At 66.1% G+C, this 21,590-nt stretch carries 21 protein-coding genes and 2 pseudogenes; 11 read left to right on the top strand and 12 right to left on the bottom strand.

The genetic code is table 11. The annotated features are described in order from the left end of the window. Positions 1-48: 48 nt before the first annotated feature. From QBL25_RS00115 to QBL25_RS00100, 4 genes and pseudogenes are all read right to left on the bottom strand, one after another. Complete coding sequence (locus QBL25_RS00115) at positions 49-2,742, bottom strand: ATP-dependent RecD-like DNA helicase (RefSeq protein ID WP_409054876.1); 2,694 nt, start codon at positions 2,740-2,742, stop codon at positions 49-51. 450 nt (positions 2,743-3,192) lie between these two features. Beyond that, positions 3,193-3,360, bottom strand: a pseudogene (locus QBL25_RS00110) (hypothetical protein); the annotation flags it as partial. Between the two features lie 588 nt (positions 3,361-3,948). Next, entirely contained in the window at positions 3,949-5,448 is a 1,500-nt protein-coding gene (locus QBL25_RS00105) for an FG-GAP-like repeat-containing protein (RefSeq protein ID WP_409054875.1), read from the bottom strand. A 427-nt stretch (positions 5,449-5,875) separates the two neighbouring features. Continuing rightward, the gene (locus QBL25_RS00100) at positions 5,876-6,202 is read right to left on the bottom strand and encodes a hypothetical protein (RefSeq protein WP_409062497.1); all 327 of its coding nucleotides are present in this window, start codon (positions 6,200-6,202) and stop codon (positions 5,876-5,878) included. Positions 6,203-6,920: 718 nt separating this feature from the next. Here QBL25_RS00100 and QBL25_RS00095 point away from each other — a divergent pair. Together QBL25_RS00095 and QBL25_RS00090 are read left to right on the top strand one after the other, a co-directional pair. Continuing rightward, positions 6,921-7,100, top strand: coding sequence for a hypothetical protein (locus QBL25_RS00095; protein ID WP_409054874.1), 180 nt, complete (start codon positions 6,921-6,923; stop codon positions 7,098-7,100). Positions 7,101-7,289: 189 nt separating this feature from the next. Further along, the gene (locus tag QBL25_RS00090) at positions 7,290-7,499 is read left to right on the top strand and encodes a hypothetical protein (RefSeq protein WP_409054873.1); all 210 of its coding nucleotides are present in this window, start codon (positions 7,290-7,292) and stop codon (positions 7,497-7,499) included. Positions 7,500-7,519: 20 nt separating this feature from the next. On the opposite strand, the gene QBL25_RS00085 is transcribed toward QBL25_RS00090, so the two are convergent. Next, positions 7,520-8,724, bottom strand: a protein-coding gene (locus tag QBL25_RS00085) for an IS3 family transposase (protein WP_409054872.1) whose coding sequence is annotated in 2 segments (ribosomal slippage) — positions 7,520-8,433 and positions 8,433-8,724 — 1,206 coding nt in all. Because the reading frame shifts where the segments join, the coding sequence is not laid out codon by codon here. A 346-nt stretch (positions 8,725-9,070) separates the two neighbouring features. On the opposite strand from QBL25_RS00085, the gene QBL25_RS00080 reads away from it, so the two are divergent. From QBL25_RS00080 to QBL25_RS00070, 3 genes are all read left to right on the top strand, one after another. Beyond that, positions 9,071-9,463: a hypothetical protein gene (locus QBL25_RS00080; RefSeq protein WP_409054871.1), complete on the top strand. Its 393-nt coding sequence runs from the start codon at positions 9,071-9,073 to the stop codon at positions 9,461-9,463. A 31-nt stretch (positions 9,464-9,494) separates the two neighbouring features. Next, a complete protein-coding gene (locus QBL25_RS00075; RefSeq protein ID WP_409054870.1) occupies positions 9,495-10,103 on the top strand; it encodes a VanZ family protein in 609 nt (202 codons plus the stop codon). A 579-nt stretch (positions 10,104-10,682) separates the two neighbouring features. Beyond that, positions 10,683-11,516, top strand: coding sequence for a hypothetical protein (locus QBL25_RS00070; RefSeq protein ID WP_409054869.1), 834 nt, complete (start codon positions 10,683-10,685; stop codon positions 11,514-11,516). Between the two features lie 1,032 nt (positions 11,517-12,548). On the opposite strand, the gene QBL25_RS00065 is transcribed toward QBL25_RS00070, so the two are convergent. After that, positions 12,549-12,929, bottom strand: a complete 381-nt coding sequence (locus QBL25_RS00065) for a hypothetical protein (RefSeq protein WP_409054868.1) — start codon at positions 12,927-12,929, stop codon at positions 12,549-12,551. 73 nt (positions 12,930-13,002) lie between these two features. Beyond that, complete coding sequence (locus QBL25_RS00060) at positions 13,003-13,497, bottom strand: hypothetical protein (RefSeq protein ID WP_409054867.1); 495 nt, start codon at positions 13,495-13,497, stop codon at positions 13,003-13,005. A gap of 236 nt (positions 13,498-13,733) precedes the next feature. Between QBL25_RS00060 and QBL25_RS00055 the strand changes: the two genes are divergently transcribed. Beyond that, positions 13,734-14,186 carry a TY-Chap domain-containing protein gene (locus QBL25_RS00055; protein WP_409054866.1) on the top strand — a complete coding sequence of 151 codons (453 nt, stop codon included), beginning with the start codon at positions 13,734-13,736 and terminating at the stop codon, positions 14,184-14,186. Between the two features lie 63 nt (positions 14,187-14,249). Here QBL25_RS00055 and QBL25_RS00050 read toward each other — a convergent pair. Next, positions 14,250-14,573: pseudogene (locus QBL25_RS00050) on the bottom strand (amidohydrolase family protein); the annotation flags it as partial. An 828-nt stretch (positions 14,574-15,401) separates the two neighbouring features. Here QBL25_RS00050 and QBL25_RS00045 point away from each other — a divergent pair. Then, the gene (locus tag QBL25_RS00045; protein WP_409054865.1) at positions 15,402-15,722 is read left to right on the top strand and encodes a hypothetical protein; all 321 of its coding nucleotides are present in this window, start codon (positions 15,402-15,404) and stop codon (positions 15,720-15,722) included. A gap of 122 nt (positions 15,723-15,844) precedes the next feature. Here QBL25_RS00045 and QBL25_RS00040 read toward each other — a convergent pair whose 3' ends face one another. Continuing rightward, positions 15,845-16,462, bottom strand: a complete 618-nt coding sequence (locus QBL25_RS00040; protein ID WP_409054864.1) for a TetR/AcrR family transcriptional regulator — start codon at positions 16,460-16,462, stop codon at positions 15,845-15,847. Positions 16,463-16,546: 84 nt separating this feature from the next. Between QBL25_RS00040 and QBL25_RS00035 the strand changes: the two genes are divergently transcribed. Further along, positions 16,547-17,278 (top strand): SDR family oxidoreductase, encoded by a 732-nt coding sequence (locus tag QBL25_RS00035; RefSeq protein WP_409054863.1) that lies wholly within the window; start codon positions 16,547-16,549, stop codon positions 17,276-17,278. A 117-nt stretch (positions 17,279-17,395) separates the two neighbouring features. Here the strand turns inward: QBL25_RS00035 and QBL25_RS00030 are convergent, their stop codons facing one another. After that, on the bottom strand, positions 17,396-17,686 hold the full coding sequence (locus QBL25_RS00030; RefSeq protein ID WP_409054862.1) for a DUF6192 family protein: 291 nt from the start codon (positions 17,684-17,686) through the stop codon (positions 17,396-17,398). 308 nt (positions 17,687-17,994) lie between these two features. Here QBL25_RS00030 and QBL25_RS00025 point away from each other — a divergent pair, with 308 nt between their 5' ends. Then, positions 17,995-18,291 (top strand): hypothetical protein, encoded by a 297-nt coding sequence (locus QBL25_RS00025; RefSeq protein ID WP_409054861.1) that lies wholly within the window; start codon positions 17,995-17,997, stop codon positions 18,289-18,291. 94 nt (positions 18,292-18,385) lie between these two features. Beyond that, positions 18,386-18,874, top strand: coding sequence for a hypothetical protein (locus tag QBL25_RS00020; RefSeq protein ID WP_409054860.1), 489 nt, complete (start codon positions 18,386-18,388; stop codon positions 18,872-18,874). Positions 18,875-19,276: 402 nt separating this feature from the next. On the opposite strand, the gene QBL25_RS00015 is transcribed toward QBL25_RS00020, so the two are convergent. Next, positions 19,277-19,864, bottom strand: coding sequence for a hypothetical protein (locus QBL25_RS00015; RefSeq protein WP_409054859.1), 588 nt, complete (start codon positions 19,862-19,864; stop codon positions 19,277-19,279). 320 nt (positions 19,865-20,184) lie between these two features. Then, entirely contained in the window at positions 20,185-20,340 is a 156-nt protein-coding gene (locus QBL25_RS00010) for a hypothetical protein (protein ID WP_409054858.1), read from the bottom strand. 119 nt (positions 20,341-20,459) lie between these two features. Between QBL25_RS00010 and QBL25_RS00005 the strand changes: the two genes are divergently transcribed. Next, positions 20,460-21,278 carry a hypothetical protein gene (locus tag QBL25_RS00005; protein WP_409054857.1) on the top strand — a complete coding sequence of 273 codons (819 nt, stop codon included), beginning with the start codon at positions 20,460-20,462 and terminating at the stop codon, positions 21,276-21,278. The last annotated feature ends 312 nt before the right edge of the window (positions 21,279-21,590 follow it).

The raw sequence follows: 21,590 nt of genomic DNA, 5'->3' as shown, positions 1-21,590 counted from the left end.
TCAGCCGGGACACCATGATGGGAAGAGCCTGAAAATTGCCCCACCCGATCACGGTGCCTTCTTCAGTCCACGTCGGCTTGAAAGCAAAGCGACATCCTTCTTGTTGACACTCCGCTGCAAGCTGCCCAGGACGGCATGCTCGGTCTCGGGTGTCCAGAAGATCTGGAGATGCTCGCGTGCCCGGGTGATCGCCGTGTAAAAGATGCTGTGCGAGATGTCGTCCTCGTTGGCGTCCGTGATCACGACCTTCACCGAGTCATACTCCAGGCCCTGTGCCTTGTGGATGGATACTGCGTAGGCAACCTGGAACGGTACGGACCCGGTCGTCGAGTCGTCATCGTCGTCCCCGCTGCCACGCTCATAGACATCGAACTGCACCGTGGAGTCCTGGACGTAGCGAAGTTGGACGCCATCAACATCGAAGGCGGTCACCGGTCGATCGAGCGACACATCGAACTGGATCCGACCAGGGAACGTCTGGATCGCTACGATCTTGCCTTTCAGATTGTTGTAAATGACCGGCTTGAACCGATCAGTCTCGTTGAACAGCACCGGGTCGCCGACCTTGTAGGTCGAAGCACCCCAAACGGTCGCCGCACCAGGGTTGCTGCTCTGGAGGAACCGGTTGACGTTGTTGATGCCATACAGGCCGTCGTAGTTCAGGCACAGGATGATCTCGTCGTTCCGCTGTGCTGCAAACAGAGACTTATCGAGAACCGTGGAGTAGCTGTTGCGCGCCAGCGTCTCCGTGATGTCCTCCTTCAACTCGCGAACAGTCGACCATAGGTCCAAAAGGTTCGCGTTCTTGGTCCTGAAAGGCGTCTCAAGTTCGAATACTGCAGTGCTCGGGATGAACGACCGGGAAAGCCCAAACCAGTTTCCAAACTGAATTGACTCAATCTGGAAGACGTCACCCACTAGCACGAGGAGTTTGAAGGAGGTCTGCTCAAGCACCTTGAGCAGGTCAGAATTGCTGACCGTACTGCACTCATCGATAACCAAGACGTCGTATTCGGTCACGTCGCTGCGGCCGATGTGGCTGCTGATCGTGCGAAAGGTGGACTTCTGTGCACTTACTCGACGCTTGAGGTTGTCGACGGCCGGGTGCGTGTGAGCGAGGAAGAGCTTTTCCTTGCCGTTGAAATAGTTGGCGATGAGGCCCACCATCGTCGACTTGCCCGTGCCAGCAGCCCCGTAGATCAGTGCGACTTGCGAATCTGCGAAGAGTTTCTGGAGTGCCCGCACCTTAATTGGGTCGTCGGGGGCGGGAGTCGCCTGAGCGAGCCACTGCTTGACCGCAGTCTCATACCCAGCAATCCCTGTAGCCGCGAGCTGCTGGAGCTTGGTGATGATCTCGACGATGTCGTCCTCATAGCCCTTGATGAAGACGTGTCCCTTGTCCTTGAGTAGCTTCCGAGCAGTGTGCTTGTAGTACAACTTGCCATTGTGGGCTGCGACTAGCTGATCTACGTCCCCGAGAGCCTCCAGGTCAGCTACCGGCGTATAGAGCATGCCGCGGTCTTCGACGTTGGTTTTTACGCGTCGAGCTAGGAACTCATGAGTGTGACCGCTCGTGTCCAAGCTCTCAACAAGGTCAGAAAATCGAGGGTTATGCCTATACAAAGACGTGCAGAAGGGCATCTCGTCGAACGGCTTGCACCCGTACTCCAGATTAAGGTCTGACAGCACACCGCATGCGGCCGGCCTGTACTGCCACTTAATGAACTGGTTGTTCATCTGCAGCATCAGGTAGCGGAGTACGTTGTGCCCGGCGGCCCTCGACTGGATCATCTGGCGTGCCATGTCCAGTACGGGGAAGATCTGGGGCGCCTGCGACCGCTGCGTTACCCAGGTCCTCACTCGCGAGTACTGATCATCTGAGAGGTCTACGAGGTCGAGCACGCTCGATGAGGTTGCAGTCAGATACTGCGCCAGGTAGCGATACTCGGGACTGCCGGAGGATGCACTGATGGTCTGGCCGAAGATCCTTGCGAAGTTGTCGAACTCGCATGGCCGGATCGACACCTCCCACTCGCGGATGATCGTGATCGGCATGGTCTGCCCGAGTACCTGAATCGAGTCGCTCGCAAGCGTCAGATTGGCCGCATGCTTATCAGTGATTTCGATGTCCGTGAAGCCAATGATGCGATCGAACTTGCTCACCCTATTAACGGCGTTGTAGAAGGTCACCTCGTAGTAGATGTGCCCGCCCGTGTAGAAGGGGCGCACTGCGTGGATGTAGTAGCGAGCCTTGGGAACTTGGCTGAGTGGAAACGCGCGTGCAGCCTGGATCCGAGCCGCGATCTTCTCGTGGTACTCCCGAAGCGAGGGGTCGAGGTCGACGGGAAAGTCTCCCAGATTCGGCAGAATAGCGAGACTGAGCTGAGTACGAGCCAGGTCTCGGATCCGAATCAGGTAGTCGTAGTACTTGAGCATCAGCCGCTCGGAAGGATCGCCGCCCATTGTGTAGTGCGACGCACTGATCTGAAGCAGCTTATGGAATCTCGCGAGGAAGTTGAGCTTGGCATCCGAACTCACGTGGCCTGCCGCAGGTTTTACGGAGGAGTACTGGAACTCCACGTCTCCGCGGCCGGCGTGAACTCGCACCATGACGCCCTCGACCAAGTTGCGAAGCTGGCTGAGGATATTCTGTGCCAGTAGGGCTCGATCGTGGCCCAGGGACGTAATGTTCGAAGAGATCGTGCTGGCAGCACTACGAATCTGTTCGTCTACGGTGCCCATGCGATGCCCTCTGACTTCCCCTCTGCCCGGTTCCAAGACGGCTGCGGCACTCCCACTCACCTCTACCAAAACCGAGGCCGAAGCACCGCTCGCAGAAGACGCCAAGCTCGTTCAGCACGCTCTGCTTCCTCGCCGTGGCCACCGTCAGCCACGAGGCGTGAGGCCGACGGAAGCACCTTGGTGCCCAACCGGCTTCAGGAACAACTGCGACAGCTCCCTATTCTGCCTCACGAAGCTCAACTACCACCCAGAGTCGACGCGTTGTCTGCGCTCAGATGCTCCGCCGGACATCCGTCCGGACGCCGGAGACAACGGCCTGCTGTGCGCGGTCCACCTCTCGGACCAGCCGATGCCTCTTCCCAACGCCACTCGACGGCTCATGCAGCCTCTCCAGCCCGCGCATAGACGTCCGCCGATGTCTCATGAGACACACCGAAGTCTGGAGAACCAGGGCTGCAGCCGTCCCACAAGATCCATCTGGCCCGGTGACTCGATCTGGAAGCAGCCCAGCGTGTCCGAGCGGCGGATCATCTCGAACGTGGCTTCGTCGTCGAGGGGCACGTGGGGGTTGTCGAGGTCGAGCTGGCGGCCGGTGGCGCGGTGGATCTCGGTGGAAGCGGCGAATCGATCGCGGCCGGTTCTGATCGGTCCAGCGACAACCTCAGGCAGCTCCATAATCGCGTCACCTGCAAGAACACTCCGCGCCATGGACCGTCACGGCTCAGGTTCCGGCAGCAGTATCCGCTGCATTCGGCCAGCCGTGCGAAGCTGCGGGCATGGCGACCCCGAGTCGTGCATCGTTCGGCTTCGGTTGTGTGAGGACGGCCCGGCAGTGACCGGCTGGTGGACCGGCTTCACTGCTCCGCCTCAGCCTCATGCGAGGGTGAGGTCGGTGAGCGGGAAAGCCTTCGTGTGGAAGTGGTGTGGGGTGAGGAGTTGCCCCGTCCAGGAGTCCAGAGCTTCCTCCGCTTCGTCTCTCGGTGTCCTGGGGGGCTGTGTGGATATGTTCCAGAATTCCCGTACGGTTTCCAGGGCGTCCGGCGGCATCTCCGTGGAGGCCGGTGTGTGTGACGTGGTCGTCTCGGAGGTGGCGTGCTGCGTGCGGTGGAGTTGCTGTCTTTTGTGCCGCTCGACGGGTCTGCGGTGTAGGTCAGCGGTCACATCGCCGGCCGCTTTCGCCCTTTCGGGCGGGTCGTTGTCAGGGGCTTAGGGGATTCTTGTTCCGGGGCCGTTGTCGGCGCTCAGGTTTTCGCCGAACAGTGCTTTGGGTGCCGGTGCTCCGATGTCCGTCGGGTTTTGGGCGGTCGAGTTCGTGGCCGTCACTCCGGAGGCGGAGCCGCGCAGGAGCCACACCGCGCCGCCGTTCACGACCGTGCCCAGGTTCTCGCCGGGCGCGCCCGCGGTCAGGTCCGCCTTGCCGTCACCGCTCACGTCGAGCAGCCGCAGTGAACTGCCGAACACGTCGCCGGACTCCGCGGCGCCCGGTATGCCCGCCGTGTCCTGGTGGAAGGCCTGCGATCCCTTGCCGGTGAGCCCGTTCTTGCCGCTCTTGAGGAGCACCACGGCTCCGGCCTTGGCCTTCGAGCCGATGGCCTCGCCGGGGACGCCGACGGCCAGGTCGGGGTATCCGTCGCCGTTCGCGTCGCCCGCGCTCAGCCGTCCGCCGAACTGGTCGCCCTTCTCGCTCGCCCCGGGCACGTCCGCCGTGTTCTGTGTGATGGTCTGCGTGCGGGTCTGGCTGGGGCCGGACGGCGAACCGTAGTAGATCTTGAGGGTGCCGGGGTCCGTCTCGGTGCCCTCGGTGTCGCCGTTCGGGATGATCCGGGTGGCGAGGTCGGCGTAGCCGTCCTGGTCGAAGTCGGCGACGGCGGTGCTGGATGCGGAATTCAGGGCCTTCGCAGCGGTGGACAGGCCGGACTTGCTGCCCAGCCACAGCTTGCCGCCCTCGGCGTGGTTCTCATAAACGTAGAAGGTCGCCAGGTCCTCGATGCCGTCGCCGTTGAAGTCGCCCGCGGCGGTGGAGTTGATGGAGTTGTCGGTGCTGTACACCTTCAGCTGCTGTGAGCGGGCGGGGGCGCCGTCGCGGCCGAAGGGGCCGTGGAGCACGTCGTGGTAGTCGTAGTCGTCGCCGTTGCGCATGAACAGGTCCGGGTGTCCGTCACCGTCGAAGTCGCCCGCGGTGAGGTGGTCCCCGACATCCGCGTTCGCCGGTGCGGGGACGCGGACGGCGTCTTGGCCCGAGATGCCGCCCTTGCGGCCCCACAGGACGATGACCGATCCGTTGACGTTGTCCTCCGGCCGGTAGCTGCGGGCCCTGACCGCCAGGTCGGCCAGGCCGTCGCCGTCCAGGTCACGGGAGACCATCGTGTAGCCGAAGGCATTGTCGTCGCCCGATTCGCCGGGCACGCCCGGGGTGTCCTGGGTGATGACCGTGGTGCGCGCGGGGTCGATGCCCTGCGCCGAGCCATAGCTGACCGTGATGTAGCCGGCCCAGGCATGGCCGCCGACTTTTGCGCCGGGGGCGGTGACGGCGACGTCCTGGTAGCCGTCACCGTCGAAGTCCTCGCGCACGGTGCCCACGGCTGCGGCGCCCCCGTCCCTCGCGCCGTCCTTCGCGGCAGCGGTGCCGGCGACGATCGGCACGCCGAGCGACCCGATCAGGGCGGCGGCCACGGCGGTCGAAAGGGCGGGTCGGCGTATGCCCACGGTTCCTCCTCAGAGCGCAAGCGACGTCGAGACGCGTGCGCGCGGATGTGATTCATGTGCGAGACACGCGGATGCGGCCGATGGTTGTGCTCCCGGCCACACATCCCCTGGCGGGACGCCCGCGTCGCAGTGGCTGGGGCGAGCGCCCCCGGTCGCAACGGGGTTAACGAACCAGATAGGCGCGGCATCGCCGGCTTCAAAGGCGCGCGGTGACCTGGTCCGTAGACCAGGTCACCGCGTGCGTCGTTGGAGTCGTGGTCAGCTGCGAACCCGGAGATACCGCACACAGCCCATCTGCTCACCGGCGTCGCTGGGCCCTCGTCACGAGCAACACACTCACCGGACCGACGACGAGTCCAATAACTGCACCAATTAGAGCGACAGTGAGAGTGCTCAATTTCCTGGGCCTCCGCTTCCAATTCGATGATTACTTGAGGAGCTGGTTGAGGGTCGGTGTCACAGCCCCGCCAGCCAAACCGGCGGATCCGCCCGGGGCCGCGCCGATGCCACAGCCTCCAAGAGCGCCGACCGTCGTGCCGCCGGGATCTGCTGCAGAGCCGACCATTCCGGCCGTGACCGCGCCGCCGACACAACCCGTGACAGCACCGCCTATGCCACCGATCAGCGTGTCGATGCCGAGGTCTTTGAAACTGAAGAGCCCGGTGGGGTCGATGCGGTTGACGGGGTCGCCTTCGGCGTTGAGGCAGGGGTTCTTCTCCTGTCCGGAGGGGTCGGGCCGGGTGAAGCGGCCGATGGCTGGGTCGTAGGAGCGGGCCGCGAAGTGATAGAGCCCGGTGGGGTCTTGTAGCCGCCGGCGAACCGGTAGGGCTGGGCGACCTTCTCGCTGCTCGACGTGCGGGTGACGCTGCGGGGGCTGTAGGCGTAGGAGTTCACCTTCGCGCCGGTCTCGTCGGCGGTGGCGACGACGGATCCCAGAGCGTCGGTGAGGTAGTAGTGGGCCTTGCCGCCTCGGGTCATGGAGTTCAGTGTGCCCCCCTCACCGCCCTCGACGCGATCACCTTCACATCGTCCTGGTGGCCTCTGCTGCCAGGGGTCGCACGCCCGACCGGGCGGGCGTGGCCCGGCGGCCGAAGCCGCCCCTCCCGTGATCCACAACCACCTCTCCGGCGACGTGCACGGGGACAGGCGCGAAGTTGGCACGAGGCCGAACGCCGTCTGGGCCAGGAACGACATCAATCAGTAGGAGGACCCCATGCCCAGCCCTCTCATCCTCGGTCAGGAGCAGCGTCTCGATCGGGCTGCCGTCGATCCGGGGCAGGTGTGGTGGTGGTCGCCGCAGTCCGGCACCGACGGGCACGGTATCCGGGCCTGGCGCGCCATCTGCCTCGTCGGCGTCGCCTGCCGCTGCCCGGGCGACCGGGACGACGGGGGAGGGTGTCGGTCTCGACGCGGGCTGCCAGAGGCTGTACGCGATCGGGCACGGCCTGCCCGTCGGCGAGGTCCTGGCCGCGGTGGCAGCGCACGCGTCGTGGGGGCACGCGACGCCGCAGCAGCTGCGCGCCCTGACCTGCGTCGATCTCGTCGAGGGCTGGGTGGAGTTCCTGCGGCGCCGGGCGGCTGGCTGTGGAAACCCGAACGGCTGCCTCGGCGTGGACTCCTTGTACGTCTTCGACGCGGATCCCGACGACTAGCGTGCCCTCCCGGTCACCGGCATCACCCACCCGGAGATCCACCGGGGCGTCGCCGCGGGGTGAACTGCCGGACGACGAAGGCCCCGAACGTTAGTCCGGGGCCTTCCGTATGTCACAACCCGGACGCTTCCCAGCCAGCCCATCCACATCGGGCGCACCATGCCTGCACACCACGTTCCGGGGGGAACCATGCAACGTCGAACGATCATCATCGTTGCCGCGATCACCGCCGCCGTCCTCGCCGTTGGGGGAGGCGTCTACTGGCTGAGCAGGCCGTCCTACAACGACATCGCCGACAACTGCATCGCCGCACTCAAGGAACGGCCGAAGGACGACAAGGCCAAGCCCGAAGCGTGCGACGGACTCACCGAGGAGGACTACAGCACGATCGGGCCTTGACCCCGATTCCTGAACACGGGTTATGCGGCTGGTGTCAGCGTAGTTGGTGTGAGGTGGAGGGCGTTTTCGAAGGCGATCGGTGATCGTTGCCCGAGGCGGGAGTGTCGGCGTCGGGTGTTGTAGCGGTGGAGCCACCGGAAGGCGTCGAGTCGCGCCTCACGCTCGTCTGCCCAGCCCTTTCGTCCCTGCAGGGTCTCGCGTTTGAAGGTCGCGTTGAAGGACTCGGCGAGGGCGTTGTCCGCGCTGGACCCGACCGCGCTCATGCTTCGCCGAACCCCTGCTGACCTGCAGGCTTCGGCGAAAATCCTGCTCGTGTACTGAGCTCCGTGGTCGGTGTGCATGATCGATCCGGCGAGACTGCCGCGGGTGCGGATCGCCGCGGCCAGGGCGTCGGTGACGAGGTCAGCGCGCATGTGGTCGGCAATCGCCCAGCCGGCCAGACGGCGTGATGCGAGGTCGATGACGGTCGCCAGGTAACAGAACTTCCCGCCCTCGATGGGCAGGTAAGTGATGTCGCCGACGTACTTCGTGTTCGGCCTGTCCGCGGTGAAGTCGCGGCCGATCAGGTCCGGCGCCTTGACCGCTGCCGGATCAGAGACGGTGGTGCGGTGCCTGCGGCGCAACCGGACCCCTTCGATCCCCGACGCTCGCATGATCCGGGCGACACGCTTGTGGTTGACCGACTCACCGTTCTCCTCGCGGAGCTCGGCGGTGATCCTCGGGGCTCCATAGGTGCCGTCCGATTCCTGGTGCACCGCCCGTATCCGGGCGGCCAGGCGGGCGTCGGCCATCTGCCGGGCGGCCCGGTCCGCAGCTGTCCGGCGCCAGTAGTAGAAGCTCGAGCGGCTGACGCCGAGAATGCTGCAGAGCCGCTTCACGCCGTGACGGCGCTGGAGGTCGGCGACACACTGGAAGCGGTTCACCAGCGCGTCTCCCCGGCGAAATACTTCGCCGCTTTGCGCAGGATCTCCCGTTCCTCCTCCAGCTCACGGACCTTCTTCCGCAAGGCGGCGTTCTCCGCCTCCAGCGGGGCCGGCGGCAGGGCCGGTTCCTGCGTCCGCCGTCCCCGGGGACGGCTCACCCCGGCTGCCCTCACCCAGTTCCGCAGGGTCTCCGGGTTGATCCCCAGATCGGCGGCGACCGACCTGATCGTCGCTTCCGGCCGCGACTCGTACAGCGCGACCGCGTCCGCCTTGAACTGCGGCGGGTAGTTCTTCATGACCACGAGATGTCCGTTCTCAGATCCGCAGGATCCAGTGTCTCGTGTGTTCAAGATCCGGGGTCAAGGCCCATCCTCATGTCGCACGTCATCGACAACCTGCCCAGGAAGGACCGCGACACCCTCGACTACTTCGACAACGGCACGATCGACGGCAGCATCGATTAACCCGACACGCCCGGCCCCCGACCGGGGCTTTCGTCGTGCGTGACGGGCGTGGGTGTGCAGCGGATCGTTCCTGCTTGCCGTTGATCCACTCGCCAGGGTGAACCCACCGGTGCGGCGGTGGCGCCGCACCACCGCGCCCCTCAACGCTGTCTCCAACGGGACGGATCGAATGGGAGGAGCGCCTGTGAACCGGCATTTCGCCACCGCGTGCGCGGCCATCGTGCTGATGGCCACGACGATCGGCATGGCCCCGGCCGGCATCCAGGACCCAAACGGCTGCGGGAGGACGGACAGGGGGTGGGTGTGCATGTCCAGTCCGGCCGGTGGCCACCGGCCGGGCGTGTACAAAGCCCACTACGCCCGCTACCGGGGCGGGGAGATCACCGTCAGGCTCGGCTACGAGATCCGTATGAAACGCACCGGGATCATCGCGGAGTCCAGGTGGCTGGGCACCAAGAGGACCCGCAACGGCTACGCGGCCTTCAGCAAGCGGCTCCCGATGGGCGACGACGCCTGCATCCGCGCCAAGATGAAACACGACGGCAAGCACTACATCTCCAAGTACCTCGGCTGCTGACGTATTTGAACGGGCAGGGGAGGATCCTGGCGTGTGGCGCATCGTCTTCTACGTCAATGTGTGGATGGTAGGCGGCTTCGTGGCCGCCGTTGCACTGGCGGCTGTCGGGCTGGGCACGTGGCGGCGCACCTCACCCCGCCGCCAGCGTCGGGCCGCCCGGGTGCTGTGGCTGGTGTCCCTGGGGGCGGCGTTGGCAGCCACCGTCATCCCGGACCAGCCGATCGGCTCCGGCGTCCCCTACGTGGCGATGATTCCCGGCGAGGGGCTGTGGGGGAGCGCTGCCGACTATATGTACGCCGGCGAGCGGCACATGATCCTTGTCCTGCAGATCGCCAACGCTGCGATGTTCGTGCCGCTGGGCCTGTTCGCTTATGCGGCGGCACGGCGCCCCTCGGTTCTCACGATCGTCGTGGGCTGCTTCGCGTTGAGTGTGACCATCGAGGCCGTGCAGCTGGTGATGAACGCCGGCCGGGTGGTGGACGTCGACGATGTCATTTTCAACACCGTGGGGGCTCTGGTCGGCTGCCTGTTGGCCAAAGCGGCCTGGGCGGTGACGGGGCGTGGCACCGAAGCAGACGTGAGGCGGCACGCCACAGGGATGCACCCGCTACGTGCATGGCTGGGGCAGCTCAGAGACTGACGGCCGCATGGACTGTCCAGGCACGACAGGGCCCCGGTCGCCATCTTCGCCGGCCGGGGCCCTGGTCTGTGCGGGTGCGGCGCGGGCCCCCAGTCGCGTCCGCCGACGTCCGTCGGCTGCGCCGGCACGTGGACGCCCCTGCGGTCACACAGCCGCTGTAACTCGGCCTGGCTTTGTATCTCAGTACGGGGCTCTGGCACAGATCTTGGGGAATGGTCGCGAGGGGTTACGGATCATCTTGCGGAGTAGTTCGAAGCTTCGGTGAGATGGGCCGACGGCTCGTCCCGTATGGCACTACGTTGTTCATGCCCGGAACCAACCTGGCGGCTCCGACCGACTTGCCGCTCACGTCCCAGAAAGGGGAGCGATGCCCGCCCTCCTTCGTTTGCTCCACGCCCTGCCCATGTCGCCCTGGGCTTGCCTCACAGACCGCGGGGGCGAGGAGTGCAGCCCCGGGATCCAGCGGCCGGGTCGGTTGTGAGGCGCGATTCAGGGCCCGACCCGTGGGCCGAGGCGGCCGAGACCCCCCGGACCGGTCGCCGTGACGGCGCACTGGACTTCCCGCCGGTTCGTAACGGTGTGGACTACCTGAGCAGTGTGGTCGAGCTGCTGAATGGAGAGGGTGTGACGTGGTTCGCGGACGACGCGCCCACGCCGCGGGATGTCAAGTACGCAGTGCTCCACCTGCAGGCTGCGGCCGAAGTGCTCTTGAAGGCCCGTTTGCTGCGCGAGCACTGGAGTCTGGTCTTCAAGGATCCCGGGCAGGCCTCCGAACGCCGGTTCCGCGAAGGGGACTTCGAGACCTGCGGCACCGACGAGACGGTGCGGCGGCTGCGCAGCATCGCCGGGGTCGCCATATCCGAGGCCGACCAAAGGGCACTCAAGGCCCTGGCCAAGGACCGCAATGCCCTACAGCACTACGGCCTGAGCCTCAGCGCGCCGGCCGTCGAAGCGCGCGCGGGCAGTGTGCTGGACTTCTTGGTTCGCTTCCTCGACGAGGAACTGCGGCCGGGGCTTGCTCCCGGCGAAGAGCACGAGATCGGCACGGACTTGGACCGCGTCCGGCAAGGGGTCCTCGGCATTGATGCCTTCGTCGTTCAGCGGACCAAGCGGGTTCACGGTGAACTCACCGAAAACGGCCAGGCGAATCGGGCCGTACGTTGTCCCGAGTGCTACGTAGCAGCCCTGGTGGTCGAGCCGGGCAGCAATCGCTGCCACTTCTGTGGCAGGTCCTACCCCGACGCCTCCTTGCTGGCGCGCGGCGACCCGTGGCGATCGGAGCCCGATCCGCTGACCTGCAGTGAGTGCCAGGAACCCACAGCCCGCAAGGGGGTCAGTTTCCTGGACGACCCCACCACCCTCTACCTGTTCTGCTACGCCTGCGCGGCCCGTAAGCCTTGCTCTACCACGTAAGGAGTTCGAATCCGGCCCGTCCGTAGAGCTGTCTTTTGATCTTCTTGATGCGGTTCACGGCGCCTTCGGTACCGCCGGAGCTCCAATTCGAGGGTGAGTCCGGCTGTCACTGCGTCGAAGTCGCGGAGCATCCCCCAGTGCCAACCCAGCCCCGGTTCCTGGCCCCTACCCCGATGCCGGAAGGTCTAGGGTTCTGGATTTCCTCCGCCGCGTGATGCCGGACGGTCCTCTTGTCTCGGATTTGCAGGGTGACTGGGAGGAAACCAAGCGGCGGTTGAAGCCTGAGAACAACTGCCCGATAGAGGATATGGCTTGTGCCCCAAAGACCGGAACTGTTGACGTTGGAATAGGCGGAGCGGCAAAGAAGCTGGCGTCGGGTGCAGCCAAGAACGGGGGTCGGAAGGTCGGGGAGAGGCTCGCAAAGAATTGCGGTAAGTGCTTCCCCGCTGGCACCGACGTATGGTTCAAGCAAAGACATCGAAGATGTTGAACTTGGTGACAAGGAGGTTGACTTCACCATCGACCTAACCCGATAGCGTGGAGGACCTAAGTGATTGGTCAGGCGCAGTACGATAGGATACTGCAAGAGGTTCGAGATGAGCACCCAGAAGGAGTTGAGGTAGAATTCATCCTCAGGTCCCTTAAGGAACGCGGTTTCTCGCAAATAGCTTGCATTCGCGCATTGGGTGACCTGGGTATTTGTCAACCTTCTGAGGCCAAGCGGGTGGTTCACTACAGTCGCGCATGGTCATCTGGCCGCGAACAGAATGAAATCCTGCACGAAGGACTGACTGAAAAACTAGCCGACGGTACCTAAGTCGCAGCTGGTGCTCGAAGTCCCGTTAGGCTCTTCCTTGCGGGGTTTCGAGCATGTTTTTATTTCCGACAATTTAGCGTGTCGTCCGCGCTACCGTGCCGTCGAAGCGCGGGTGCTTGAGGTTGCCGTCGAGCGGGCCTGTGCCCGCTTCGGCCCCGGCGCGGTCAAACCGCCTGCTCCGGCAGGGTGGCCGGGGCTGGACCGCGGCCAACGAGTCACCGGTCGCCCGGCTCAGCGGTGAGGTTTGCATCGTCCGCGCCGGGCAGGATGTAGCCCTGCTCCTCGTCCCACGGGATGTCGAGATCGTCCAGGTGTACGCGCCACTGCGCGTGCGGCAGGGCACGGCGCAGTTCTGTTACGGCCTCCAGCATGTGGGCGATCACCGGCAGTACCCGGGCGTCATCGGGGGGCAGCTTCGTCGATCCGTTCACGATCTCGCCCGGCTCAAGTCCGCTGTCGTCGTACAGGCAGAGCCCTTCCTCGTCCTCATAGGGAAAGGACGACATGCGGGCAGCGACGATGCGCTCGATCGCGGCTGTCTCGAGAGGCATCAGCGCCGCTGTCCGGCGCGCGCCGTAGTAGAGGGACACACTCATGCCCTCGAGCATATGGACGGGGTGTGACAACACCCGTGCCGATCCGCTGCGACCGCCGCGCCCACGTGGGCCCTCAGGCTCGGACGGCGGCGAACTCCCTGCCGGAGACGGCACCTGGACCGCTGATCATCGTGCGGGCCTCGCGCGCGGCGAGCGTTACGCCGTTCGACGATTCGAACCCGGCCTCCCGGTGGGCGCGCTGATAGCGGCTGATCGATGCCCGCATGATGACGCCCGTGCTGAGCCCGAGGAGAACGACGACAGCGAGCGACCCCAGCGTCAAGAACCCGGTATCGATGCCGGCCCAGGCCGACACGATCCCGGCCACAAGCCCTGCGAGAGCCACATAGGCCAGGCAGAGGAGAACCCTGGACCTTCGCTCGCCCAAGGCGCTGGCACGCTGCAGCCCCTCCTCCATGGCATCGAGCTGCTCGATCTTCGGCGTCCGCGTCGTCGCAAACTGCTGGAACAACTGTTCGTGCTCCGCGCTGCCCCGGGACCGCTGCTTGATCACCGTTCCATCTGGGGCAACATGCCACTGGATCGTCCAGGGCTTCTTCTGTTCCACGCTTCACCCCGCCTTGTCGGCTGGCGAGGGCCTTCACCTCGCCACGTCGGCGACGATGCTACTTCTTCCTGGCACACCCCGAGTCGCTCTCCGCTCAGGGCCCCTGGTCGCCCGCACCCAGCCGTTCCTGCTCCTCCTCGATGATCCGGCGGGCGTGCGCAGCGGCAGAGGCACGAGTTCCTCTTCGCGAACGGGCACGGGGGTGTCTCTGCGATCGGTGCCGGTACGTTGGCCCGATGGACGAGGCGTGGAGCAGGTTCCGTGACCGGCTGCGGGCGGAAGTGGCCGGCATGCGTGAGGGGGACACTCTGGTGGTCTTCGAGCCCGACCCGGAGCCTGCGCCGGTGCCCGACGCCCCGGGCCGGCGCTGGTGGCGGCGGCGCCCCAAATCCCGGCCGGAAACCGGGCGTTACGTACAGTTCATGAGGTGGCACGACGGGTTCAGCGCCGAATGTGTCTCGTTGGCGTACCGGAAGATGACCGAGGCGCAGAAGCAGCGGCTGCTGTCGCTCGGCTGGTCCGACCCGGACGCCCACCCACCGCGCGGCGGGCGCTCGGAGAATCACGAAATGTGGTTCGACCTCGTCGAGGTCGAACGACTTGCCCAGATCTCCACCGACTCGCTGCGCGTACTGGGCGAGGAGCCGCCTGACGCGCAGTGGACCTGGCGCAAGGACCCGCCGGCGTGAGGGCCCGCCCGGCTGGGAAAGAAGGCCGATCTCTCACGCTTCCGCACCGGATTTGGGGGACGGCTACTGCGTGCCGGTGCTGGGCTGGAGGAGCTTGAAGACCAGGCGCGCGGCATTGCGCTGCGCCGCCTGGCGCAGGCGCGCCGGTGCCGGCGGTAGCGGGGGCGCCGTGGGGGGAGTTGCGGCCAGGCGGGGAAAGAGTGCTTCGGCGTTTGTGCGGTTGACGGCTTCGCGGGCGTCCGGGGCGAGGTGGTCGTCGAGGCCGCTCGCGAAGTACTGCCCGGCGGGAGTGGGGGCAAAGGGCCAGTCGCTGCCGAAGAGCACGTGTCCGGGTCGGGCGAAGGCGAGCAGGGTGGGCAGGGCGGCGGGGCTGGAGGACAGCGCGGTGGACGAGAGCCCGGAATCCGTCCCACTTCGGCTCCGCAGCACAGCCGGGCCGCAGATCGGGGCCCGTTGCGGCCGCGTCAAACCGCTCGCTCATCAGTTGAACGGCTGCACGGAGCAGTGTGCGCGATCGGTAGATGGACGAGTACGGAGCAGCAATGACCACAGTGACTCCAGGTAGAAGCAGTGCCCAAGTGGCTCCTCAAATGCGGCGCCCCACTTTGATGGCCTTTCCCCGAGTAGGTGGTGGGGAGATCCGGCTGGACAGCCGCACTCCAGACATCGCCTTCGTGAGACTCACATCGCGTACGGCGGAGTTGTTGCTGGCGGAGAGGAACCTGCACAACCGCAAGATGGTTCCTCTCGCCCGAGCCCGGCACGCCAAGGCCATGCAGGACAAGCGCTTCCTTACCACTGGCGACACACTCAAGTTCGGGCACCATCCCGACTACCCCTGGGCTCTCACCATCGACGGTCAGCACCGCTTGGGGGCCATCGTTGACTCTCAACGGTCTTTCGACGTCGGCATCGCAGTCGGAATCGACTTCGAAGCCCAGCTCTACACCGACACCGGACGCGGCAGGAAGGTCCACGAGACCCTCGCGCTCAAAGGGGAAGCCAACGCCCTGAAGCTCGAGACCATCGCGCGATGGGTCTACCGGCTCCAGAAAGAGGGGACCATCCGTAAGCACGGTGGCGGCCGGGACAGCCTCTCCGGCTATGAGCTGACCGACTTCATCAACGAACACCCGGCGCTCCGGGACTGTGTGACGGTCTCCCGATCGACCTATCGGCGCTTCAAAAGCGCAGTCAACCTGCCCACTCACGGTTGTGTGGTGGCACATCGCCTGCTCCGGCGCCGCTTACCCCGCGCTGGCAGACGAGTTCTTCGAACGGATCGTCGACGGCACCGGCCTCACCGCTACAGACCCCGTCTACCTGCTGCGCGAGCGGATCCATTCGGTGGCGGGCCTGAAAGCAACAGCCAAGCCCTCCCCGCACCAGCAGTTCTGCCTGCTTGTCGAGGTGTTCAACGCCTGGGTCGAAGGGCGCACGATGCGTCGCCTGCCGACGGGGGGGGGAGCAGGGCGACCCCGCCAGTCCGTGCCCGCGCATCGGTTCACCGTGTTGGACCTGGCGGCGCGTGTATGAACACATCCGCCCCCGGCCGGACGCCGTTGGAGCGGGGCAAGCCCGGGCCCTGTGGATCTTCCAGTCGACGACGTTGGAGCTGCGGTCGGGGAGTGGTGACCGCTCCAGTTCCCGGCTGGTGCTCACGTCACGTTGCCGCGTAGCAGCGCCGTCGCTGCGCGCGTGGCGCGGGTGGCGACATCTTCGGGGGAGAGGCGGGAGCGGGTCAGGAAGTCCTCCGTGTCCAGGATGGCGTAGCCGTGGGCCAGGACGACGAGCTGTTCGAGGAGGAGCAGTGCCTGGGGAGGGTCGGCGTGGCCCGCCTGCCGGGCAAGGTCGAGCAACAGCGTCATCAGGTTCCGGCCGGCCCGCGCCACGTCGGCGTCGCGCAGCGGCCTCAGCTCGCTGGCGAAGATCACGTCGAGGCCGGCGCCGCGGTCGGACACGTGGCGCACGTAGGCACCCGCGAAGGCTGCGAGCCGGTCGATCGGGTCGGGGCCGGCCGCCTGCGCGGCGGCCTTGATGGACCGGGTGAGCTCGTCGGCGGACTGTGCCGCGACGACGGCGAGCAACGCCTCACGGTTGGGAAAGTGACGGTACGGGGCGGCCGTGCTCACCCCGAGCCTGCGGGCGAGTTCGGCGATGGAGAAGCCGGCCATCCCCCTCTCGGAGAGCAGCACGAAGCTCTCGTCGATCAGCGCCGAGCGGAGCCACCCTCGGGCAGGGCGCACACCGCCCGCCCCAACTGCTGCATCAGTCACTCAGTCCACCTTTCTTGACCATAAGTAAGAGGCCACTTACTTTATAAGTGATAGCCCTCTTACTTCTAGCGCTGGAGACGGCCCATGACAGGGATCGACGGCAAGGTGGTGGCCATCACGGGCGCGGGCAGCGGGATCGGCGAGGCGAGCGCGCTGCTCCTCGCGGCGCGTGGCGCCAAGCTCGTCCTCGGCGGGCGTCGCAGCGACCGGCTAAAAGCGCTCGGCGCCCGCATCGAGGCCGATGGCGGTACGGCCGCCTGGACGACGACGGACGTGTGCCGCCGCGGAGACCTCGCGAACCTGGTGGCGTACGCCTGCGAACGCTATGGCGCTCTCGACGTCCTCGTCAGCAACGCCGGGATCGGCCCCATCTCGCCGTTCGACGAGTTGCGGGTCGAGGACTGGGACCAGATGATCGACGTCAACTTCCGCGGCGTGCTGCACGGGATCGCGGCAGCACTCCCCGTGTTCCGCAAGCAGGGCAGGGGGCAGTTCGTCAACGTCGTCTCGACCGCTGGGCTGCGCATCGTGCCGAACCAGGCTGTCTACGCGGCGACGAAGAACGCGGTCCGCACCGTCTCGGAGGGGCTGCGCCAGGAGGCCGGGCCCGACCTGCGGGTCACCATGGTCTCGCCCGGCTACGTCGCGACGGAGTTCGCCGACTCGGTCACCAGCCCCACCGTCAAGTCGCAGACCCCGGCGGTCGACTTCTCCCTCTCCCCGGACGACATCGCCCGTGCTGTCGCCTACGCGATCGAGCAGCCGTCGAACGTCGACGTCGGCGACATCGTCGTCCGCCCCACGGCACAGAGCTGACGCCTTACGGGCCTCGCTGGGCGAACTCTTCGGCGCCCACGTGTGTTTCCTCTGAAGGGACGTCCCTGGCCGGGGGGCCTCCCGGCTGCACCCACCCGTCCGGCATGGAGCAAAGCATCAGAAAGGCTGTCGGGGCTTGCCGGTCCCGCATGGCCACTTCCGGGTGTTGCAGCAGTTCGCAAGCCCCTGCACCGCCACGGTCTCGTCGACGGTCAGGCCGCGGATGCTCTCCACCTTCGCCTGTACCGTCACCGGTGTGGCGGTCGCCCAGCCGACGACCCATTTGGCCGCATCCCCGCTCCACTGGCGTCGGCCCGTGCGCTCGTTCAGCGGCGGGTCCTTGATCCGCTCGAACGCGGCCGGCGCGGACGCCAGAACCCCAACGAAGGGAGGCTCCAGCCCGTACACCACAGGCTCCTCCGCACCCCCCATGGCACCAGAGCCGACCAGAAGCTCTCGCATCCACGCGCGAAGTATCCCGTCCCCATCCGAGCCTCACCCCGCCACGACCCCAAAGTGACCGAACCTGCCCAACCACCACAGACCGTCACCGCTCAAGGGATATGGCACAGCTACTCAGCTTGTTCTTTATGGTCGGAGGTCGAAATGGGCCTCGTACTAGGCCGCTCACCTGGGCGTTCGCCGGACGCTGGAGCGACCTTCGTCTGATCATGTGCTCCGACCAAGGTGCACCGATCGAGACGAAGGCCGTGAAGGTGAGTCTGCTGCCTGACGCCGGTCCCGGGGAAGCGTTCGCGAAGGCCAAGAAGAGCCGCATGCCCGCGTCCTGGCCCGCGTCCCGCCGGGCCCATGTCTGGATCGACCGAGGCCGCTCGGAGATGGAGAGCGGCCACCACCAGGCGGCGCTGCACTCCATCATGAAAGCCCGCGAAGTGGCCCCGCAGCAGACCCGCTACCACCCCGGGGCACGAGCAACGATCGAGGGCCTGGTGCAGCAACAGCGCCGCACACCAGACGCCCTTAGTTACCTGTCCTCGTGGCTTGGCCTGTGACATCTGCTGTCACCCAAGAGTGACAGTTGGCGTCCCTGCACGTCATCACCCTGGTCTGAGACCTGATCGACGCTGATGACGGCAGGGGCACAGGGTGGATACGCGGCAAAGAGACAACGCCATCTGCGAGTGGCTCGCGCGCGCTCATCAAAATCCCGCACAGGCATGGCGTGAGTGGTCCCCCAGCGGCGGCGGGGTGGCCCTGCTCCCGCTCGGCCGCGCCTTCGTGGCACCCCGCCTGCCCGAAGCCCTGGTGTACGCCGCTGCGGGGACGGTGGATCTGCAGGAGGCCGCCGCGTATCTCGCGCAGGCTCTTGGTCCTGTCCTCTTCGATGGCCGGACCATGGGCGGAACCTACTATCCGCTGACTTGGCCGCTGACCGTGCCCGTGTGGAAGCACCAGGCCGTCGCCCCGCTCCTGGGGCGGGGAACCTATCTCGGCGTGCCCCGCATTGAGCGCAGCCAGCCGCCGGGTACGTACTGGGCTGTGCCTCCGCGTCACGTGGGGGACCTGTGCGAGCCCGCCGCTGTCGACGCGCTCATCACCCTCGCCTGCAACACGGCCAGAGGGACCAAGCGGTGAAGCCCGCCGTCCCGGCCGAGGTCGCCCGCAGGGCACAGGAGGCCTATCAGGTGCAGCTCGCGCACGTGACCTCCTGCCCTCAGTGCCGGGCCGTGGAGCCGTGCGAGGACGGACGACGAATTCGCCGGGCCGTACAAGCGGCCCGGCTGGTGGCTGAGGCCGCCAACCCCACGGACGGTTGCCGCGATTCCGGCAGGCAGTAGGCCCTTTGCCCCAGGGTGCCGCCTCTTGCCGTGAGCGTGGGCCGGGGCGGACGAGCCGTTGAAACTGGTTGAGCCGCGGCGGCGAAGTCTTCGAAGAGCGCTGGTGGGAGACTGACGAATTCAGCAGATTTCACGAATTGGTGTGCAGTTGGGGAAACTTGCGCACCGCATCGTGTGATCCTCGTCGATGGGGTGGGGGTTATTCACGGCGCACGATGTCCAGTGCGGCGTCGACGAGGGTGAGGGCGAGGTCGAGGGCGGCGTCGTCGGCGAGGGGGCAGTTGATCTTGTAGGGGTCGGAGGAGGCGACGTTGCGGGGCTGGATGCGGGGGTTGTCCTTCTCGCCGAGGCGCTCGATGTCGTCGGGGCCGAGCCGGAGGGTCAGGCCGCCGTTGCTGGGACGCAGGTAGGCAACGGCTCCGTAGCGCTGGGGGCCGTCGTCGCGGATCATCAGGTAGTCGGCGAGACCGTCGAAGGTCTTGGAGGAGCGGCCGAAGGCCACGACGATGTCCTTCTCGTTCAGCAGTCGCATGACGAACCGTTCGGTCAGGAAGGTACGCAGGTCGTTCTTGCCCGCCCGGCCGTAGATGAACTTCATCAGGGCGACGTGGTCTTCGGGCGTCAAGAAGGCCGAGGCGCTGAGCGTGGCGGCTTCGCCGCCGCTCTCGGTGTCCGCGGTCTCCTCGCGGGAGGGAGCGGCGTCCACGGCCGGCTGTGTGGGGGATACGGCGGTGTGCACGCGCTCGTATTCCACGATCTCTTGTGGTGATCCTTCGATGATGCGCACGTGCATTGCCCCCTGATGCTTCACCATGGCGGGTATCACCCACCCGACGGCTGCACAGTATCTAAGGCTGAGCCACAGGGAGCCTGCCTTACCTAAGAAGCCGTCCCGCTTCTCCTTGGCTGGTGACGTGCTGTGACTGGACTGGTGTCTCAAAGGCAGCTGTCGTCTCAGAAACGTCACTGCTGAGCTGGGTAGAGGCCGGATGTGAAGGGCGCTCTCTCCGGTGCTCAGCGGTCCCACACGACGAGGCCCCAGGTCGTGGACCTGGGGCCTCGTTCACAAGCCGATGATGCCTGCCGTTCTGGGCCGTCGGGGGCCGGTCAGCGGTCGAGGACCGCCTCGATCGTGGTGGCCACGTGCTGGGCCTGGAGGTCGCGGCCCTTCTCGTTGGGGTGGGCGTACCAGGGGATCGGCTGGGTGAGTTCGACCTGGGAGTTCTCCAGCAGGCCGCGATGCCCCGGTTGGCGCCGTCGCACGCCGTGTTGCGTCCGGTGCGGCTGTAGAGGTCCACGAAGTCGGCGCCCGATGCCACGGCGATGACATGTACGCCGGTTGGGCTTCTGTGATGTCGGTGGTGGCTGCCAGGATGACGCTCATGACGATCAGGAACGTAGAGCGGCACGACGTGCCTGAGCGGAGTATCGCCCAGGCGTTGGAGGATATCGAGGGGCGGACTCTTCGCCGATGGCACACGATGCGATACGACTGCTACTCCGACGCGGAGTTGCAGGCCATGTGCGAGGACCTCCTCGATCACTTCGCCGCCTGCACGGTGACGGGCCCTCAACTTAGCGGCGCTCCCTCAAGCATGGTCCTGCGCACCGCGGCGGAGTGCGCCCTGGGATTCTTGGACCTCGGCTGCTGTCCCGACGGTGACCAGGAGATCAGTTTCCCTCTCGTCGACGAGAAGATCAGCAGCGAGGACCTGGCCCTCGGTGACGCAGTGGAGCACGCCTCGACCGCCAAGGACTGGCTGGACGCCTTCGCCTTGGGGGTGATCAGCGGTGCGATATGGGAACGGGACCGTGTCATCGGGCTGCTGCTGCGTGACCAGGCGTCCATGATCCACGACGGGCTGCCGTACTCGAGGCTGAAAGCCGAGTCTGATCCGGCAGAACTGGCGGAGATGGACACTTTGGTCTGCTACCTGACTGAGGCCAGTGGACACCTGCCTCGGGAGTGGCCGTCCGTGACGCTGTGCAGGCCGCAGGTCGACGAGCGCCTCGACGCAGCGCTGCGCCTGGATGCCCTCGGCGCCCTGACGCCGGATCAGCAACTGCTGCGCGTGCTCGTGAAGGCGCCGCGGCCCCGCCGCAAGGGCCGACGCGGGAAGGGGCGGCCGCTCGCCGGTGCGCGTCGAGCGGCCGTCCACCCACACTGTCCTTCGTGGGCTCGGCGCGGCTGTACTGGGTGAAGGCATCTCCGGTAAGGGGCATGCGAGTAGAGTCGCGGATCCGCTGCGCAGGCCTTTGAGGTATCCACGACGCGGGATCAAGATCCCCGCCACGCTTCGGTTCGAACCAGCGTGTTACGCGGTTTGGTGCGACTTCGCGGTGCGCCGACGGATCGTCATCCACGGTGAGGGGCCTTCCTCTTCCGTCCGGCAGATGCTGCTCTCGTGATGCTGTAGGCGGTGCATCAGCCGACGATCGCGCTGTTCGAGGGGCAAGGCGATCTCGGCCAGCAGACTGGGCCGACCGCGGCGGCCGGAACACCCCCACGCCGG

It is taken from the genome of Streptomyces sp. SYP-A7185 (assembly GCF_046103685.1).
Taxonomy (GTDB): domain Bacteria; phylum Actinomycetota; class Actinomycetes; order Streptomycetales; family Streptomycetaceae; genus Streptomyces.
Note: the sequence above shows the minus strand (reverse complement) of the source record. Positions and strands in the feature narration are given on the sequence as shown.